Consider the following 20,006-nt stretch of genomic DNA (forward strand, 5'->3'; position numbering starts at 1 on the left):
ACACGGCTTTATCTTCGGCATAACGTATCGCCTCTTCCATCCATTTTTTCTGCATTTCCGGGTACAGCGTGTTTTGCTGGGGCAGAACAATCACGTCAGCCTGATGGTCAACAGCATAACGAATGGCTAACGCCATATCCTTCAAATAAGGTTCACCTTTACCGGCCGTAACACGCAAGGCCATGATCCGGGCCTGATCCATGATGCCATCACCACCTCGAGCGTTTCCCCGTCGAGCCCCGATCACACCAGCCTGCATGGTCCCTAGCGCGGCATCGGATGTTAACAATACGTTATTCCCGTATCTCGTATCTTTTATATCTAAATAATTATCCCCGATCACATCTTCACGGCCATCATTACCATATCTTTTCAAAACATTCATGTACTCGACCTCGGCCCTTTCCACGGCTGTCATCACGAAATTTTCATAAACCACGCTTAAATCCTCTGTTTTATAGACCTGAAAACCCAACGCGATAAGCGTGAATGCGATATCCCGCAACGTGTCGACCGGGCCATTCGGATCATAACAGGTCTGGAATTGCTCTTTTGTTATTTTTTGTCCCGGATATTTTGTCTCCAGCTCGCTTTTGAATTTATCCCCGTACTCCCGGATAACGTACCCAATTTGCCAGCCACCGTATTTCTTGGCAATCTCCGACTCCGGGAGTACCCGTGTTTTGTAGTACACGTACTCGGACAGATTTTCCGGGGCCGGGACCAGAGTCCTTTTGCCATCTATGATTTTAAAAAACTCCCCGTTGCTCGTGATATAATCGGCGTATTTGTCTTTAAGACGAAAGAATTCACGATCTCCTTCACGCGTGATCGTCTCCATGACCCGCCCATCCTTTCCACCTAGGAAATTCCAGCCATTGATGTCATCCACCAGCCCGTTTTTATCATCATCCTTCCCGTTTGCCTTCTCTTTCGGGTTAACCCAGACGGCTTGTTTCAAATCCTCGTGTTCCACGTCCAAGCCCGTACCGATCAAAGCTACAACAGGTCTTTTCTTTATTTTTTTTTCTTTCAGGAACTCGTAAGCCTTGTTCACTTCCGCACCGTACACCCCGTCTTGATCGAAAGAACAATTATACCAATCCAGATCTGATTGTTTCTTGGGTATTTGGACCTCCTGCTTTACAAGTTGTGCCTCCACCGCGGAGAAACACAATCCCGTGACGAATAATAATAAATATTTTTTCATTGATTTACTGTTACAATATTATACAATACGAAATCTCTACATTTTTCTTGCTTTCACGATAGCATCCTTCACTTGTTCCCCTCTCAAACCCCGTTCCATGATTCGCCCTTCCCGATCAATCAGCACGATAAAAGGGATACTGTAAAAGCCATAAGCTTTTTGTATCGTGTTCGGAGCATCGCCAACGGTGAAACCTTCCTTGTTCCACAGCATAATCCAAGGTAAATTTTCCGTTTCAAGCATTCGCCGCCAGTCCTTCTCCCGCTTGTCAAGAGAGATACTGATGAACACAAGATCCTCCCCTTTCAACTCGTCATATATCGGTAACAGGTTTTTCATTTCCTGACGACAAGGTCCGCACCAAGAAGCCCAGAAATCAACTAGTACAAATTTTCCCCGGAAATCACTCAAACGCACCACGCTCCCATCGGGATCGACATAGTTGAAATCGTAAGCCTTCGCCCCCACGGCGAACCGAGCCAGACTATCCACCCGGTGTGCCAGCCAGCGTGCAGAAAGAGCATCTCGTTCATTCTCCGGTACCAATTCAAGTAACATTCTGTTCGGCTCGTACGCATCCATCCCGGCCAGATAAGCCAGTGCGCTATACATGGTTCCTCGCAACTTTCCCCGTACTTCCGAGCTGATAGTTTTCTTTTTCGAGTTTTGTTCCACGGGTAACCATCCCGATAATTCCAGAAAATCGTCAATTCCGGTGAATACCAACGAACTGTTTCCCGGATTTTTTTCGTCATAAAACCCTTTAATCGTCACACTCGTGTTTACCAAATAAACCGGCTGTTTCGTACTACCAATCCACAAAACGTATAAATCCGGTTCTATCTCTTTCTGTCCAGACGCAAACACTCCATCTTTAGCAACCGGAACGGAAAGTATTACATCACCCTTTAGAGATTCAACACGAATCTCTAAAGGGGCCAATAACCGTAATTTCCCGGAAAGAGAAAAAGCGTTTTGAGCCATTCCCTTTCCGTAAATTACCAAAATAAACAATATAACTATTTTTATCTTTAGCATGATTGGTGATTAGTTTACAACAGTATCCCCGATGGCTTGCAAGTCAATGCCGTAAGCCGTTTTCATGTGGTCCACCAAAATGTCATATCTTGCCCGCACCAAACCGTTCACGTCTTTCGTCGGGTGCAGTATTCCATTGAACGTGTAATTGTTTGCCGGGTATTCTGCCGTCAGATTTTCGTAAGTTGTAGAAATAATAGCCTCGATAAAATTATCCGCATCATTCTCCAGTTTCGTCCCGCGAACAACAAAACCGCGAGAATACATATTCTGATTGGTAATTGTCGGTGTGTAAGCCACCAACGAGTAAAAATCAACACAAACGGAAAGTTTCCCGTTAGCAAGTAAACGTTTCAGAAAAGCAAGATTCACATCTACTTTGAAAGCCTTTTTTTGCTCCGGGGTCATCGTTAACACGGTTTCATTCCCCCAGTTAAACGCCATACAATCGTAACTATTATACATATTACGAGTGGTCACCTTGTTATCGGCCGTTCTCCAATCCAACTGGCTACATAAAAGTAATTTCATCGGCAAACAACGCATCAACATGGTATCACGATAAAAATTCAGAAACGACTTTTCCAGTAAATCCAATTGTTGCCCGACATAATTCTCGTCAGCATTTGCAGCAAGTAGACCCGCCGTGTAAGGATAAAGGGAGCTTTTAGAGTCCTCCACCGACTCGATCCACTGATTTACAGCCCAGTAAAGTTCTTTCATCTTGAACTTGTAAAGGATGAAAGAGTTACACCGTTCACTCCAATCCACGATCTTCTGATCATAATCATGATCACCTTGCGGGACAACATACCCGATTTCGGGGGTCTCCGTGGGTGACAAATTATCTTCGTTATCACAAGATACGATCCATGCGGAAAGACATATCAGTATATATAAAATTCTCTGTTTCATTGTATTATTCTCTTACATTTAACATTAACGCTTGTTTTGAATTAACAGGGGATTGCGATCCAATGCCAATTTCGGGATCGGTAACACGTAACGCGGATCTTCTTCGGTTAACGTGATCACTTCTTCGTTGTCAGTACTGACAAAATAAGTATGCGTGAGAGTCGGCATCCCGTAGCGACGCAAATCGAACCAGCGATGATCCTCGAAACATAACTCCCGACGGCGCTCCTCCTTGCAAAATTCCAACAAATCATTCGCATCTTGATAATCCTTAGATTCGTAAGCGACATTTCGCGTATCGTAACGATGACGTCGTAAATAATTCAGGTCACTCAAAGCCAACTTGCGATCGTTGTCGTCACCGGAAGCCATAAACTTATGCGTATACGCCTCGGCACGATTCAAGTATAATTCCGCAGTTCGAATCCCCTTGGTGCCGATCGTCAAACTTTGTTTCCCGCATTTGCGACCATAAAGCTGGTAGTAAACAGCGACTCCCTGTATAAAGCAAGCGGAACTTGAGAAATATAGAAATGGACGTAAGTCTTTATAATTCTTTTTTGTCGCATCGTTCTCAAACTCGTACAAATTCATCAGATCATCGGAAACGCCAAAAGGAGCCCTGTAATTAAAACTACCCCCGGTGTAAAAAGTACTAGTCTCTCCCACGTTACTATAGAGCCAAATCACCTCGTTACTCGTTGCCATGTTGTACACGCCAAACGCATTTGATCCCTGCCAAGCAAAAGCAGCCTCATCGGCACTCGCCAATGCGGTCAACCCGGATTTTTCGGCTAACACTTCATTGGTATATCTCAAAACTCCATCCCAGTTCTCCATGTAAAGATAAACACGTGATAAAATGGATTTTGCAGCCAATGCGTTAATTTTATATTCAGACATAACTATCGGGTTATTTTCCAACAGGTTAATTCCATCCAACAAATCCTTTTCGATTTGTTCATACACCTCTGCCACGGAATTCCTCCTGTAATAACTACCTGTTATTTCCATTTGCAATTTCAAGGGTACCCCTAGGTTTTCGTCAGGATTACCGTAATTGTATGGCAAACCATACAAATTGACCAACAAAAAGTAATACCATCCACGCATGGTCAAAGCTTGTCCCCGGAGGTTATCTTTCGATTCCTGTTCACCGGTTACTTTATCCAAGTACTCAAGTACGGTATTAGCTCCCATAATTTTATTGTAATACACCTTCCACGCATTAACTCTCTCGTGTGATCCCGCCCGTTCATTAAACATCTCGTCATCCCACGAGAAAAGAAGATACAAGTTTTCTATCGGAGATTCCAACAACTCCTGTCCTTGCGCTCCAAAACACTCAATATCGTCCGTCAAAAAATCTTGGAACGACCGAACCGTGTTACTTAGTGGGTACACTTCACCTACCATAATCTGCATCAAATCGTCAATCGACGAAGGACGTACTTCATCCAGGCTGGCTTCTTCCAGGAAATCACTACATCCTGCAAATCCCAACATGAACAAAACTAATAATAAGGTGCTATATTTCATATTCATTACTTTTATTCGTTAAAAACTTAAATTCACGCTCAACGTGTAGGTTTGAGAAATTGGCTGTGAACCGGTTGCAACTTCAGGATCACGCCCCTTGAAGTCCTTACTCACGATGATGAACGGGTTAGACACACTAAAAGTAAAGCCCATGTTTTGCGCGAACTTCTTGATCCACCCATCGGAAATATTGTAAGACAAGGTGATATTGTTACATCTTAAGAAAGAGGCATTCACCACCCGAATATCGGAATAATTATACAACAAATGCGCCCGTTCGGTAGTCGTCGGCAAAGAAATCGCTCCCCGTCCTCTTGCTGGTAACGAGGGGATATCGGTTATTGCCTCGTCTCCCGGTTTACGCCATCTCTTCACCAAATCTTTCGGCAAGTTATTATACTCGTAAGGTGTCGTGTTATTCATGTTCGAATCAAACATCGGGGCCAAGAACTTCTTACCTCCCACTTGCAAGTTGAACGAAGCCGATAATGTTAACTGTTTGTACTTTAATGAAGTATTTATTCCTCCCGTAAAGTCTGGATCAAGTTTTCCTGCGTATTTCATGTACACGGTAGCATCCGTTTCTGCAAGAAGATCATTCAAACCTTCCAAGTTGAATTCGGGACTCCCGTCAATGGATGATAACCCTGTGTATTCAAAAGCCCAAATACCTGATGACGCATAACCATCTTTATACAATCCCCCGGAAGTCGCCGCCTGCCAACTCTTCTTTGTTTCCAGAGAACTGGTGATTTTATTATAGTTTTTAGAGGTATTGAAACCCAAAGACCACAAGAAATTTTTTGTCCGTACCGGGGTCAAACTAAAGCTTAACTCCCAACCAGAATTCTTGAGCGAACCACCATTCATGGGCATACTTAACACACCATCCTCGTAGGGTAGTTCACGATTAACAATGACATCTGTCGTTTTCTTATGGTAATACTCGAATGTACCGGAAATTTTATTATTCAAAAAAACGAAATCAACCCCAACATCCGTCGTTCGAGTTTTTTCCCATTTCAACTTCGGATTAGGTAAACTCTTGATTTTTAACAGATATTCTCCCGTTTCCTTGGCCATTCCATCGGATCCTGAAGGGATGTAAGCGATCAAATCAGGTCCCACGCTTTCATTCGCATTTCCCTGATACCCGTAAGACGCACGAACACTGAACTCGTTAAGGAAATTCTGCCCTTCAAGAAAATGCTCTCGCCCCATATTCCATCTCAAACCGACAGACCACACCGGCTGGTAACGGGCACTCTTATCCTGACCAAAACGGTTGGATGCATCCGAACGAATACTGGCATTCAACACGTAGCGCTCGTCAAAGGTGTACGTGAATGCTCCGTAAAAAGACAACGAGTTGGTAGTATTATCTTTTATACTTATCTTCATCTGTTCTTCAAGCAGAGAATTCGCCACCATCTCTCCTGACGTGTCTAATATCGCCCCCGGAGGGTTCAATACCGTTTTACCACGTCCGGGTAGATACCCGAAAACGGTTTCCGTCACCCCGTCATATTTGGAACTCTTACATTCTTGTCCAAACATAGCCGTGATTAAATGCATACCAAAATTTTTCACGTAAGAAACCTGATTTCTCCACGTGTACGAATTATTCCGGTATTCGGCAATACTTAACTCTCCGCCATGAGGTAACTTAGAACGTTGATATTCTATATCATTCGGCCCGTAAGCCCCAAATTCATAGGTACGTTTCTGAGCGATATATGCGGAATATTCCGTCGCCCATGTTTCTCCATAAGAAGATGAATAAGCGTAACCTAGTGTTGACTCAACTTTAAAACCTTTAAATATTTCCCAATTCAAGCTCAAATTTGCGTTAATGCTGCTCGTTGTGTTCCGGTTACCCGTGTTCTCCAACTCGTTCAACACGTTATACATGTAGCCGGAATAATTTTTATAAAAATAATAATCCCCTTCTTCGTCGAAAGCCGCAATCACACGACTTGTTTTAGACGCATACGTGTAAGGATTTACTTTATTGAAAGCTTTCGTTTTAGCAACACTTCCCGCAAGTTTTCCGGAAATTTGCACTTTATCCCACATTTTTGAAGAAACCGACACGCTTCCCTGATAATTTTCAGAATCATTTCCCCTAGCCGTACCGTTTTTCTTCATTATACCGAACGAGGCGTAGTAAGTCGAGGTTTCATTTCCCCCGGACATACTGATATTATGGCTATGACTAAAAGGATTCTCGTATAATAAATCAAACCAATCGGTATTTACAACTTCCAGCTTTTTCACGCCAGCATTAAATTGCGCATAGGAAATCTTTTCCTCAAGGTATTGTTGCAATAATCCTTGATACCCGATCGGGCTTAACATATTACCGGAAACAAGTCCCTCATCGTAAATCTCACGGGAAACGTCCACACGCTGTTTTGAATTCATCAAATTCATCTTATTGTACGTGATTTTCGAACCAATCGTGAAATTTCCGGAATAATTAAGAGACATTCGTCCGCTCGTTCCTTTCTTCGTCGTAATCACGATAACTCCATTAGCCGCCTTTATTCCGTATATGGCCGTGGCCGATGCGTCTTTCAACACCGTAACATCCTGTATATCGGATGGATTTAACCAAGCAATAGAACTTCCCACGAAATTCCGAATCATATCAATATTATCCGGATCACTACCAAAAGCAACTAACTCCGTGGCTTTAAAAGGAAGTGGATCTTCCTGTATAATTCCGTCCACGACCCACACCGGTTCTTGACTACCCAACAAGGTAGAAGTTCCTCGAACTCTTACCTTTTGCCGAGTTCCAACCAAACCATCTTGATTCAAGACAACCACTCCCGGAAGCTTTCCCTGTAAAGCCTGTTCAAGAGACTGGGTACCGTTCAATATTAAATCCTCGGCCCCAATCGTACTCACGGAACCGGCCATATTTGATTTCTTGATGACTTGATACCCCGTTACCACGACTTCTTCCATCTCCTGTGCATCTTCTTCCATAACCACGTTCAAGGTTTTCTGCCCGTTCCACAGCACCTGTTTCATCTTCATTCCCACGAAAGTGAACAAAAGTGTAACGCTATCCTTTTTCGTCGTGCTAAAAGTGAATTCTCCATTAATTCCGGTCGCAACCCCGATGGAAGTTCCCTTCTCTATGATCGTCACCCCGGGTAGCGGATCGCCGTTCTTATCCTTCACGACACCCTTGATAACCGTCATTTCTTTTTTGTCATCATCGGCACGTTTGATAATCACAGCATTTCCGGAGATCGTGTAAACCAGTCCCGAATGACGTAAACACTGATCCAATATTTCATTTACAGTTTTATCTGTCATGTCCACGGTCAGGTTTGTCACCTTAGTAATATCACGTGTACCATACATGAACACGAAATCCGTCTGTTTCTGAATTTCCCAGATCACTTGTTCCAGTGACGCATCTTCCATCTTCAGTGTTAACCTGTTATCCTGCGAATACACCGCAGCAGATAGCTGGAAACTACTGATCAAAATAAGTACAAGTTTCAATTTCATGACAAATAAAATTTTTTCCCACTTTCTTCGGCTGAAGAAAATGGTTTCTTGGTTTTTTTTCATAATTTTGAATGATTAAAAGTGTAACGAACTTTAATTTTAAGAGAGATGCGTTTCGTGTAGCCAGCACTGACGCATCTTTTTATTATTCTGTGCTAGATATATACAACATATTGTCTACTTGTGTAATATTTACTAATCCTGTCTTTTTAAGCATTTCGATAATCGGGTTCATATTATTGTACCGATCCAAGCGGGCTCCTATCTGCAATTTTTTCGCCCCCTCATCGATAAAACGATACTCCACTCCATACCATCGGGCCAAATAGGACATCATCTCTTCCAGAGTCTCGTTCCTAAAAATAAATTTCCCGATATGCCATGCCGTGTAAAGTGTCACGTCAACTGGTTTCACTTCCATTTTCCCCGTTTCTTTCATATATACGGCTTGTTCTCCGGGAACGATTTCCTTGCTATTTTCTCCTGTAAACATAGCCACTTTACCCGATACTAAAGTCGTCGCAATACTATTTTCATCACTGTAAGAACGTAAGTTGAAGGAAGTTCCCAGTACCTTCACCTCCACTCCATTCGTTTTGACGATAAAAGGATGGGCAACATCTTTACTCACTTCAAAATACGCCTCCCCTTCCAGCACCACGACTCTCTCTTCCTTCTGAAACTTAGTCGGGAACTTCAATTTCGTCTCCGCATTCAGAAATACCTTCGTACCATCCGAAAGTGTCAGCATATATTCCATTCCCGTCAAAGTTTGCACCACATTCATGATTTCGGCCGTATCCACCGTTTCTCGTGTGGAATAATCAATACCAATCGAATCCGTGACAATCCTTGTTCCATCCACTTCTTTCAACTCGACAGCCCGGTCTTTCAATACATCCACCACACTACCATCACCCAAGGTTAGCCGGGCACCCGTTGTTCCCGCCGCGATCTGGTATAAAACCGGAACTTCCTCTCTTACCTCTTCCCCATTCCACCAATAATATACTCCGGCAGACAAAAGAACAAGTACAACCGCCGCATATCTCACAACAGACCTCCACGAAGAAAGTTTCCGAACTTTTGTATCTCCTATTCTTTTATCCATTTTACTCCACGCTTCTTCCACCTGAAATTTATCCAGAGCCCTCCGGTTCTCCTCGTATTCCTCCGGATTCAATAGCCGATCGACAAAAGCCTTATGTCTATCGCTCTCTTTTGCCCACTCCTCAAAATCCCGTTCATCCTGTTCTGTCTGCGAACCGGTAAAGAAAGCTGCCATGATCTCGGCAATCCTGAAATGTTTGTTTGTTAATTTCATAATTCTGTTCTAATCTCTTTCACATTAGTATAACAATCTCTTTTCAAAACAGGGGTAGTCTAAAAAATTGAAAATTAAAAATGGAGAATTGAAAATGGAATTAATCAATTCATAATCAAAACATTCCTCTTAGATGTTTTTTCAAGAAAAATCTAATATAACTTCGAAAGTTATATAAACAATAAGAGATAGAAGTGTTCTTTTAACTGTTCCCGTAATTTACGATAAGCTGTTTTCTTCAAAGCATGAACTGTGCCTTCGGCAATCCCCATTTCACTGGCGATCTGTGGATTTTTCAGACCTTCCATAGCATACTTAATGATGGTTCTCATCTGAGGGGGCAAACCCTCAATGGCTTTCCTAACCAACATATAAGTTTCTTGCTCAATAACCTCTTCTTGAAAATATTCCTCTGACTCCCGGTTGGCCTCGTCCACGTATGCTTGATTTACTTGTTCCCGTTTCAAATAATTCAGGCACCGGTTACGTGCCACCATATAAAGAAATCCCTTTACTTTATATATATCCTCGAAATCAGCCCGTTTCTCCCAATAACTCAATAGTGTCTCCTGCGCAATATCCTTGCATTGCTCCTCGTTCTTCACATATTTCGAAGAGAATACACACAAAATAGGGTAATAATCCTCAAAGAACTCTTTAAAAGAGTCCTTATCTCCCCCCCTTATATCTGTTACGATATTTCGCATATTACACTTAATCTAATTCCTTTCTATTCCATCAAACCAATAAGTTGATCGTCTTGTCCGTTATACAAAAATACATAATAAATCATACAATCAAAATCTTCTGATTTTCGAAGAAGAATTCATTATCGTATCACTCGAATAAAATTTCACTATCATACATTTGGTTATCAATACAATATATAAACAACAAATATCAAGCCAGCCTTTTTCGATTAACATTTTATGCTGAAATTGTAAAAACAAAATGTTCAAAAGTGACGTTTAGAGGTAAGAAGTCGAATAATTATTTCGATGAGCGAAAAATATTTATTAAATCCTATACATATCAAATTGAAGAGCCCACAAAAGTCAGAATAAAACTCTTGGGGGCTTTCAAAAATCATCAACACTCCTCTTAATACAAAAACTGATTCTCCTATTTATCTTCTTTCAAATTCCATACTTCTCTTAAGCTTTCCAATTCATCTTCCTCATCCGGGAAATAATGTTTATATGCCCAAACAAAAGTACGTCCATATTGTTTCGCTTCCGGGAAAGTCGCAATCTTGTTTATAGATTTCTTTACCTGATCAACCTGACCGAAATAACACGCAGAGGCAACATCACACCAAACCAAGAAAAAAGCCTTGTCCGGTAAATCCGAAATCGCAATTAACGAACGCATACAAGGCATTTCGTTTGCTTCTCCACAATTCCAAGGATTCCCTTTGCTCGTAATCCGTCCCGTGGTGTTATTAATCAAATGATCAGACAGCATGGTACGAATGATCTCGAAAGATTTCGTCTCTCGTCCTTTTCCCGCAATTTCAGCACGGTTCTCCACGAAAAATTTGAACCGGGGAGTAAACAAATCATCATACTTCAATTCTTCATAAACCACCCAATAGCGTTCATCCAATTTCTCTTTAGGAGACAATAACTGAAAGAGAGAATCGGTCAAGCTTTTTATCTCCTTTTTCATATAAGCATCCTTGAACACTTGAATTGCTGCCGGGATTTCTTTCTTTTCAAGTGTTCCTTTCATGTATTCGTCCATAAAATACTTCCATGACGTTCTCTCCTTTAAACCTCGCTCCACTCGTGGTATAAAAAGCTTCAGCGTATCTGCCCCCACAATTTTATGCCGCAACGTGCCATCCGGCAACAACATCAAAAAAGTAGGATAGGCATGAACATCATATTTTTTAGCAAACTCCACTCCTTCCCCTTTCTCCGCATCTATTTTAAAGCACACGAAATACTTATCAAAATACATTGCAGCCTCCGGAGTCTGCAAAACTTCCTCACTCATCCAACGGCAAGGCCCACACCAAGAGGTATAAACATCCACGAAAACCATTTTCTTTTGTTGTTTTGCCACATTTAACGCAGATTGCAGGTCTCCTTCCAGAAACTTCACTCCATGTTGAGAGTACCCGTTAATCGTTAACAGGCAAATCAATATACTTAAAATAACCCTATTCATACCCAATACTATTTACACAAACGTTCAACTTCTCGTTCAACATCTCCTATACCTTCCGGATTATTAATTACCTTTCCTTCCTTATCCAGAATCAGAAAATAGGGAACCCCGCCTGTTTGATATTTCGTCAAAAAATCCTTGTACCCCTCCTTCGTGAGTACATACTGGGGCCACGTAGCCATCTCTCTTTCAATCGCGGCTTTCCAAGCCTTCAAATTCGTATCACAAGAAACTCCGATCACCGCAAAAGTATCAGGAAACCGCTCCACTAATTTCTTTATATTGGGAATTGCCGCCATACAAGGCCCACACCACGTTGCCCAAAAATCAACCAACAAATATTTTCCTTGAGGAATAACCTCCGACAAATTACAGGCCTTCCCTTCCACGTCATTTAAAGCCAGATTCACGATAGCACTATTCTTTACGGTCTGTTTGGCATACTCACAATTCTGCCTGAAGACCTTAAAGCGAACGGGGTCCGCAGGAAGAGAAACAATAGCTTTTTCCAACTTCTCGACCTCTTCCCTCGTTAATTCATAACCGCCCCGCATCATGATATTCCCCAAATAAGCAGATACCACAGAATGAGGATGCGAAAGAATAAATTCCCATTGTTTCTCCTTGCTCTCTTTATCTCTCATGATCGAAAGATTATACGTATTAAAATCTTCCTGCACCTCTCCCCCTGTAATCTTAAAGCAAGGAGTTATCGGATCCGAAAATGGAACACTGTCATAATGAACTGTCTCCACGGTCATTTCCACGTTATCCACGAACACCGGTGTGTAAGTCCATCTAATCTTCTCGGTTTCATCCAAATCTGAAACAAGAGCCAGATTATTCGTAATCAAGGTACACAACATCGGCCCCTCCACCCGTCCTCGAAGTTCGAAACAACCGTTTTTCACGGTTGTTTCAACAATTACTTCCGAAGATGCTGTTTCCGCCGTTAAAAGCGAAACATTAATACCATCTTTCATCCCGGGTATTTGCCCCTTGATGACAAACACCTTTTCCTGAGCCGAAACACCAGCCCCGACAAAAGACAGTAACAAACTGATTATAATAAACCTTTTCATAACTAGTACACGTTTACTCCATATTTTCGCAACACGTTCACCATTTCTTCCATCTTCTCAATCACAACGGAATACTCGGCATACGTTTCCCGGAATTCCGTTTCTGACAAGTTAAAAATTTCCTCCACGTAAGCCAAAACATCTGAACTTTTAGTATTAAAAGTCACTGTCCAGCTAGAAGTATACGTCGGTAGAAATCCAACACTTTCCACGGGAGAGGGTACATTCCACGAAGAAATATCATAATAATCTGTACTATAACTATAAAAAACGGCAAGATCACTATCCTTAATCAAAGAAAGGTTATTAACGATCATCGCTTTCATCATCTCGTTCTTCAAGGTCTCTTTCTTCTCGTCCGATGCCGTAGCAATATCCCCTAAAGCAATGGCCGTTGCCTGCATTCCGGAATAAACGGCAACCTCTCCGGGGATATACGTTCCGTAAAAATTATCAAAAAGCACCATTCGCTCCGTCAACAAGATAGAATAGGGATAAAACAATTCCGGCAAATCAGTTAGCAACTCATCTTGTACAAATTTTGCTGCAGCCTCTTTTTTCCCGATAACTTGATAAGGAAAGAACTCCAAAGAATCCGCATAAGCACTACTCGTATTCATATTCCACATAAAATCAATCACCTGCCACTCTATTACTGTTTTTCCCGATAACGTTGTAATATTCCGGCATCCCAATGTATCACTAAACAACAAATACACTCCGGTTTTGCCAAAAAATTCCCGACGCAACTCGGCCTCCTCTCCCGTCGCATCCTCCGGCACCGCAAAGAAATTTACCTCCAACTGGTCACTACTTGGCCAGTCTTCTTTGCTGCAAGCCCATAAACTGACCGCAATTACAAATCCTAATATATACTTTTTCATCACATTCATCATTAATTGTTTACATCTTCATATCTTCTCTCGTTCCGAGGATTATCAAGCATTCCTGTATTCTTATCAATCTCCGCTTTAGGCAAAGGCATCACCCAAGCGGGATCATCCGTCGCCAAAACAAATTTTCGGGTCCATAACGTTTCATATTCATAAGTAGAACTATTATACGCTTTGTTGACATAAATATGCTCCACGGTCACTTCCTGTGGATACTTTTCTGCCACCCGGTAACGCCTTAAATCAAACCAACGATGCCCTTCCAAACAAAGTTCACGTCTCCGTTCCTCTCGAATAAACCGCACGAGGCTCTCCCCTGTAAGACTATTTACTTCCGATTCATCAAAAGCCTCTCGTTTAATTCTTTTCTCTCGCAAAGCATTTAAAGCTTTCTTTGCTGTCGGTTCATCATCTGCACAAGCTGCCGCTTCAGCCAGATTCAACCACGCCTCTGCCGTCCGCATCAGGAAAACGTCTGACAAATCTGTGGTCTGAAAAGTCTCTCCTTGCAATTTTCGATAACGAATAGACCCATCATAGTCAGGAACAAAATATTGTAGACGCAAATCTATCGGATTTTGAGGATTGTACGCCTCGTACAACTCGTTAGAAATTCGCATATCATTACCGCTAACAAAACCCGATTCCATCCCACTATTACGGGAATAAAAGGTCACGTTTCCGGGTAATGAAGATGCCCCAGTCGAGAAAATCAATTCCGACAAATTCGTATTTAGAAACTCTTCCCCGGAAAAACTATTTAAATCTTCTAGCCGAGGCCCGTTTTCCGTTACCAATGCTGCATACTTCTCAGCCTCTTCATATAAACACATATACAAATACACCCGGCTTAACATCAACCTCACGGCATTTATATCCGCCCTCCATACGGATTTCTTCGGAACATCTTTCAAAAACTTCTCCGCATCGAGTAAATCGGTCACAATCTGTTTATATACTTCCGCCACAGAATTTCGACTGTAATATTTATCCTCTACGTAATTTGATGTCTTGATAGGGACTGCCGGATCACTCTCTGCCGTTGACGCCACATAAGGTTTCCCGTAAAAATTAGCCAATAAAAAATAATAACTTCCTCGTAAAAAATAACATTCTCCCTTGATCCGGTTCACGTTCTGCACATCTTCCTCTTCCGTCATCTCCTCAAATGCTTTCGTCTCCTCCAAAATCATATTGCAAGCATTGATATGGGAATACAGATGCCTGAAATCCGCCCCGTCATCCCATACTTGTTTTCCCTCTACGTCCTCATAAACACGGTACTGCCAAGTATGGTAGCCATAAATAGTACCACAAGCACTACCTGCCGTCCACGAATTACCTCCCGTTTGTTGACACAATTCATCAGCCAACACGTGAATCCACGGATAGTAAAGATCTCCGGATATTCCCGAAAACTGCCAGCTATTACTCGTCCGGTACCTCACGAAATAAGCATTCCCCAACAACAATTCATCCAGATCCTCATAACTCCGGATATAAGCCTTATCCTGCGAATATTCTTCGAGAAACCCGGAACATCCGAATAGCGCAAAGACACAAACTATTATATATATAACTTTTTTCATACTGACCATATTATATATTATTAAAAAAAGAATCCACCTTCTTCTCCAAATCTTCTCCTCGTAAATCTACGGCAACAATCTTTCCCTCCGGATCCAATAAAAACATCTTTGGAATTCCTGTTACATTGTAACATTTTGCCACGGGACAATCCCATCCTTTCAACGAAGACACGTGAATCCATGGCAATTCCAATTCAGTAATCGCTGCAATCCAAGATTCTCGTTTATCATCCAAAGAAACACTGTAAATCTCAAATCCTTGGTCTCTATATTTCTCATAAATCATCTTTAGATTCGGTATCTCTTCCCGACAAGGTCCGCACCAAGAGGCCCAAAAGTCCACCAGCACATACTTCCCTCGCAAAGAATATAAAGTCACCTGATTTCCATTAATATCCGACAAATCAATATCCGGAGCAATCCCCCCTATACTTGTCTGCCTAAGTATATCAAGTTTTTCTTTTAACAATATTCCCGGGTAAGAATTTTTTACATCTTGGGTCAAATGATCATAATGTTCCAAAATCTTTGCAGAAGGATATTTGTTCATCGTAATTAAATTCTCAAGAAAATAAACTGTCGCAATCCTATTCAGATTCGAATCGACAAGCATATCAATCTCCTCATTATGAGCCTCCCATTCTTCATCCGGTAGAGGAAATCCCATGGCAAGGGCACGTAAAAGACATATATTTAAATATTTTTCCAACAAATCCTGTTCTGGACTTCCTATTACGACCAATTTTCTTGTAATCAATTCCTCCAAAATTCCACCCAGAAAACCTTCTATGGTTATTTCAATAGGTACCTCATCCAACATAATCTCCCTTTTACCATCTCCAACAATCAACACACAACGCTCGACACGATCAATAGGTTTCTCCATATGAAATTTTTCATTTTCAACCACAGCAGAATCACGTACAGTAGTATCGGTCCAACTATTTAACAAGTAAACTACTTTACCGTTTCCTCCTTTCCACGTTCCAGATATAGAATATTTTTCTTGCCCACTACATACTGATATGGAGAAAAACAAAGACACAATTATCAATATAAAAAATTTATTCATCATAACACATCAAGTTTAAAATGTCACATTCAATCCAAAAGTAAAAGTCGGTCGCTCAGATAATTGAACTTCGGTAAAACCACTCTGTACCGGAGTCTGTCCTTTTAGCTTGCTTGAAGTCCAGATAAACGGGTTACTGACAGAAGCTGAAACTTCCAACAAAGAAATTCCCCAATGCCCCGCATCAAACGAGTAAGTCAACCCCAAATTTGTACACTTCAAATAATCGGCACGAACCACCCGAATATTACTATAGTTATACATCTCCCACCGGGTACTCGCAATCTCTGGCACCTGTCCGGAAGTGAAACCCGACCAATGATATAAACTAGCAGACGAACTTCCATCCGCTATAAAAGCCGGAATATTCGTGTAATCCTCATCACCCGCATGTTGCCAACGTTTCAAAAAAACTTTATTTAAATTACTCTCCGGACGAATCCGGGCAGAATTATCCGAGTACAACTTGAACAATCGTGTTTTAGCTCCCAAACTGTAAGTAAATGCTGCATTCAATCGCCAACGTTTATAATTTACCGTCGTATTTAGTCCACCAAATACGGTTGGTTCTCTTCGTCCGGATACCTCCAATACTTGCGTGAACGTCTCGTATTTTGTGGCACCGTAAAGCTTTTCTTGTTCATTCTCCATATCATCAAACAAGGGAAGACCATTTTCCGGGTCCAATCCAACAAACTTATAAGAATAGAATGAACTCACGGACTTGCCTTTTACAACAGCAGTTCCGTTCAGAAAGTTTGAACGTTCATACTGATCAGCCGAGGGCAAAGTACTTACCTCGTTATTCGCATGAGAAAATGAAGTAGAGATATACCAACGCAAATCATCCGTTTTTATCGGGCTTACCGTGAATGAAACATCATACCCACTATTCACGACCTCACCCCCGTTCACCACGTACGAGGCCATCCCATTCACTTCAGATATTTCCTTCTCCATATAAGCATCTGTGGTCTTTTTCCGATAATAAGCGGCGCTCACCATCAAACGACGTTTAAACATAGAAAACTCTACTCCCAGATTCAACGATCCCGTTTTTTCCCATTTCAATGCAGGATTCGGATAAATATTAATAGTTGAAACATACTCCCCGTAATGATCATCTTCCGGTTTTTTGGTAATAACCATCACTGGAGACTGATTATCCAGCATATTCCCTTGATACCCGTAAGACATCTTCAGACGCAAATCATCGAACCAATCCCCATCACCCGTAAAATGCTCCGCAACATTATAAGTAAACGAGGCTGACCAAATCGGTAAAATCTTATCATTACTTCTTTCCCCGAATTGATTCGAACCGTCATAACGCATATTGGCGTTCACCGTAAACAAATTCCCGTAACTATATGATACGCTGCCATACCACGATAACATATTGCTCAAGTTATCCGTTATTTGCGGTACATTTGCAGCCACCCACTCATCATACGACGGGTAAGTTCCCGGAGCCACCGTGACGAACTGTTTTCCCCGTTCCGGATCATACCCCCGGGTAACATTCTGATAGGCATCATATTTTGTTGAATTCACCTCCATTCCGGCAGAGGCATTTATATTATGTTGCTGACTTGCCCCCCAATACCTATTTAAATCTGCCTGCAAACGAAACATATATGCCTTGTTCCTGACATTTTGCACGGTCAACTCTCCTCCTTTAGGCATGAGTGTACTCGCGTCCAGTTTATCTCCATAATTACCATACCGAATTTTTGCTGCATAAAAACTTTTAGGCCCCCAATATCCCTCTATGTCTGTATTCGTAACAGAATAGGATAAGATTGTTCCGATCTTCAACCATTCCCAAGGTTTTATATCCAGATTCGCACGAAACGTCACGGCAGAACTCTCTTGTTTTTTACTACTATTCTCCAATTCGTTTAATATATTATAGTCATAATAACGGAACGATCCTCCCGGAATCTGATAGAAACTATACTCTCCATCCTCTGTGTAAGCTGGAATCGCACGACTGGTATTATACGCATAATCAATCGGTGCAATCTCACTTTGATAATATTTCCGTTTCGAAGTATTAGCATTCATATTGAACGAGGCCGCCAACCAGGACGTGAAATTCATATCCAAATTTAATGTACCCGTGTACCGTCTATCCAGATTAGGTTTCACCACATCTTCCTCTATATTCACACCAACCGATGAATAATAACGGATTTTCTCCGTACCTCCCGTCACGCTTAACGTGTGAGAAGAAGATAAAGCATCCCGTGTTAATAACTTAAACCAATCCGTGTTTGTCTTCCCAAGATAAGCAACTTGATTCTCAAACTCCTTATAAGTAATCGTCCGGTTATACAAATCTCGCAATAACTTTTCATATCCGACCCACGTCACGTCTGAGGAATATTGATACCCCGTTTCCGCTAACTCTCTGGAAACACCCAATCGTTCTTTGGCACTCATTAAATCAATATTCCGATCGGAATAACGAGGTCTTAATTTCAACGTGGCGGTTCCCCGATAAGAAATTTGCGGTTCCCCTATATGTCCCCGTTTCGTGGTAATCACGATTACACCATTAGCCGCCTTCGTACCGTAAAGAGCCGTAGCAGAAGCATCTTTCAACACGTCGATACGTTCAATATCCTGCGGATTCAACCCGGAAATAGCATTACCGATACGATTTATATAATCCGGATCATTCAACTCATCGGGAGAAATCTGTACGGGATCTTGAACAATCACCCCGTCAACCACCCACAACGGTTCCCGGTTACCAATCAATGTTGAAGTTCCCCGAATACGAATACGAGGGGCAACCCCCGATTCCCCGGAATTGGTCATCACCATCAAATCAGGAATCTGACCTTCCAGCATCTTATCTATCGTCGTTACTCCGGGAATCATAATATCATCCATCTTTACAGAAGTAACCGCACTCGTAGACTTCCGGCGATCAATCACCTGATAACCGGTAATCACAACCTCATCCATTTCGTTCACTTCCTCTTCCATCACCACGCTCAACGCCTTCTCTCCCTTCCACATCACCTCCTTCGTCTTCATTCCCACGAACGAAAATACCAGTACCATTGAATCTCTTCGAGGAAGTGTCATCGTGAAATCACCATTATTTGCAGTGGCAACACCCGTTGTCGTTCCTTTCAATACCACAGTGACGCCCGGCAATCCACTCCCTCGAGTATCTTTTACCACCCCCTTCACCGTAACTATTTTCGAACTATCCGAAACAAACGACGATAAATTTCGCTTAATCACGACCACTTTCCCTTGAATCTCGTAATACAGCCCCGTACCTTTCAGCACCTCGTTCAGAATATTCTCCAAAGGAGCATCTTTAAACACGGCATCCATCTTATGAATCCCCGTCACATCCGTAACGTTATAAAAAAATGTTATATCACTCTTTTTTTCCAACGCCCAGATCACCTCTTCCAACGTCACGCCCTTCAAATCCAGGCTCATTCTGGCATGTTGCGCCCGTACATTTGCCGATATTGACATGACGGTACATAATAACAGACACGTACACAGTTTCATCATCCTAAAAATTTTTACATACATTTCCCCGTGGGGAAAGTACCCTTTCCACTTTTTTTTCATAACTTTGTAGTACAGATTTAATTAAAACACTTTATATA

General features: G+C 41.9%; 13 protein-coding genes. All 13 read right to left on the minus strand.

Going from position 1 to position 20,006, the window contains the following annotated elements:
* Window positions 1-1,210 (minus strand): S8 family serine peptidase (locus AB5542_RS05395; RefSeq protein ID WP_368243011.1); only part of this gene is annotated, 1,210 nt, incomplete at its 3' end.
* A 36-nt stretch (window positions 1,211-1,246) separates the two neighbouring features.
* The gene (locus tag AB5542_RS05400; protein WP_279040542.1) at window positions 1,247-2,248 is read right to left on the minus strand and encodes a TlpA family protein disulfide reductase; all 1,002 of its coding nucleotides are present in this window, start codon (window positions 2,246-2,248) and stop codon (window positions 1,247-1,249) included.
* 9 nt (window positions 2,249-2,257) lie between these two features.
* Window positions 2,258-3,163, minus strand: coding sequence for a hypothetical protein (locus tag AB5542_RS05405; RefSeq protein ID WP_279040543.1), 906 nt, complete (start codon window positions 3,161-3,163; stop codon window positions 2,258-2,260).
* 24 nt (window positions 3,164-3,187) lie between these two features.
* Window positions 3,188-4,702 carry a RagB/SusD family nutrient uptake outer membrane protein gene (locus AB5542_RS05410; RefSeq protein WP_279040544.1) on the minus strand — a complete coding sequence of 505 codons (1,515 nt, stop codon included), beginning with the start codon at window positions 4,700-4,702 and terminating at the stop codon, window positions 3,188-3,190.
* 18 nt (window positions 4,703-4,720) lie between these two features.
* A complete protein-coding gene (locus AB5542_RS05415; protein WP_279040546.1) occupies window positions 4,721-8,230 on the minus strand; it encodes a SusC/RagA family TonB-linked outer membrane protein in 3,510 nt (1,169 codons plus the stop codon).
* A gap of 145 nt (window positions 8,231-8,375) precedes the next feature.
* A complete protein-coding gene (locus tag AB5542_RS05420; RefSeq protein WP_279040548.1) occupies window positions 8,376-9,554 on the minus strand; it encodes a FecR family protein in 1,179 nt (392 codons plus the stop codon).
* Between the two features lie 170 nt (window positions 9,555-9,724).
* Window positions 9,725-10,261, minus strand: coding sequence for an RNA polymerase sigma factor (locus tag AB5542_RS05425; RefSeq protein ID WP_209279493.1), 537 nt, complete (start codon window positions 10,259-10,261; stop codon window positions 9,725-9,727).
* A gap of 415 nt (window positions 10,262-10,676) precedes the next feature.
* Entirely contained in the window at window positions 10,677-11,726 is a 1,050-nt protein-coding gene (locus AB5542_RS05430) for a thioredoxin family protein (protein WP_279040549.1), read from the minus strand.
* Between the two features lie 8 nt (window positions 11,727-11,734).
* The gene (locus AB5542_RS05435; protein ID WP_279040551.1) at window positions 11,735-12,808 is read right to left on the minus strand and encodes a TlpA disulfide reductase family protein; all 1,074 of its coding nucleotides are present in this window, start codon (window positions 12,806-12,808) and stop codon (window positions 11,735-11,737) included.
* Between the two features lie 2 nt (window positions 12,809-12,810).
* Entirely contained in the window at window positions 12,811-13,692 is an 882-nt protein-coding gene (locus AB5542_RS05440) for a hypothetical protein (protein ID WP_279040552.1), read from the minus strand.
* Window positions 13,693-13,703: 11 nt separating this feature from the next.
* Window positions 13,704-15,290, minus strand: a complete 1,587-nt coding sequence (locus tag AB5542_RS05445) for a RagB/SusD family nutrient uptake outer membrane protein (protein ID WP_279040554.1) — start codon at window positions 15,288-15,290, stop codon at window positions 13,704-13,706.
* A 10-nt stretch (window positions 15,291-15,300) separates the two neighbouring features.
* The gene (locus tag AB5542_RS05450; protein WP_279040556.1) at window positions 15,301-16,365 is read right to left on the minus strand and encodes a TlpA disulfide reductase family protein; all 1,065 of its coding nucleotides are present in this window, start codon (window positions 16,363-16,365) and stop codon (window positions 15,301-15,303) included.
* 12 nt (window positions 16,366-16,377) lie between these two features.
* The gene (locus AB5542_RS05455; protein WP_279040557.1) at window positions 16,378-19,908 is read right to left on the minus strand and encodes a SusC/RagA family TonB-linked outer membrane protein; all 3,531 of its coding nucleotides are present in this window, start codon (window positions 19,906-19,908) and stop codon (window positions 16,378-16,380) included.
* Window positions 19,909-20,006 lie beyond the last annotated feature (98 nt).

It is taken from the genome of Butyricimonas sp. RTP31003st1_G1_RTP31003_210430, from assembly GCF_040920905.1.
Classification (GTDB): domain Bacteria; phylum Bacteroidota; class Bacteroidia; order Bacteroidales; family Marinifilaceae; genus Butyricimonas; species Butyricimonas paravirosa.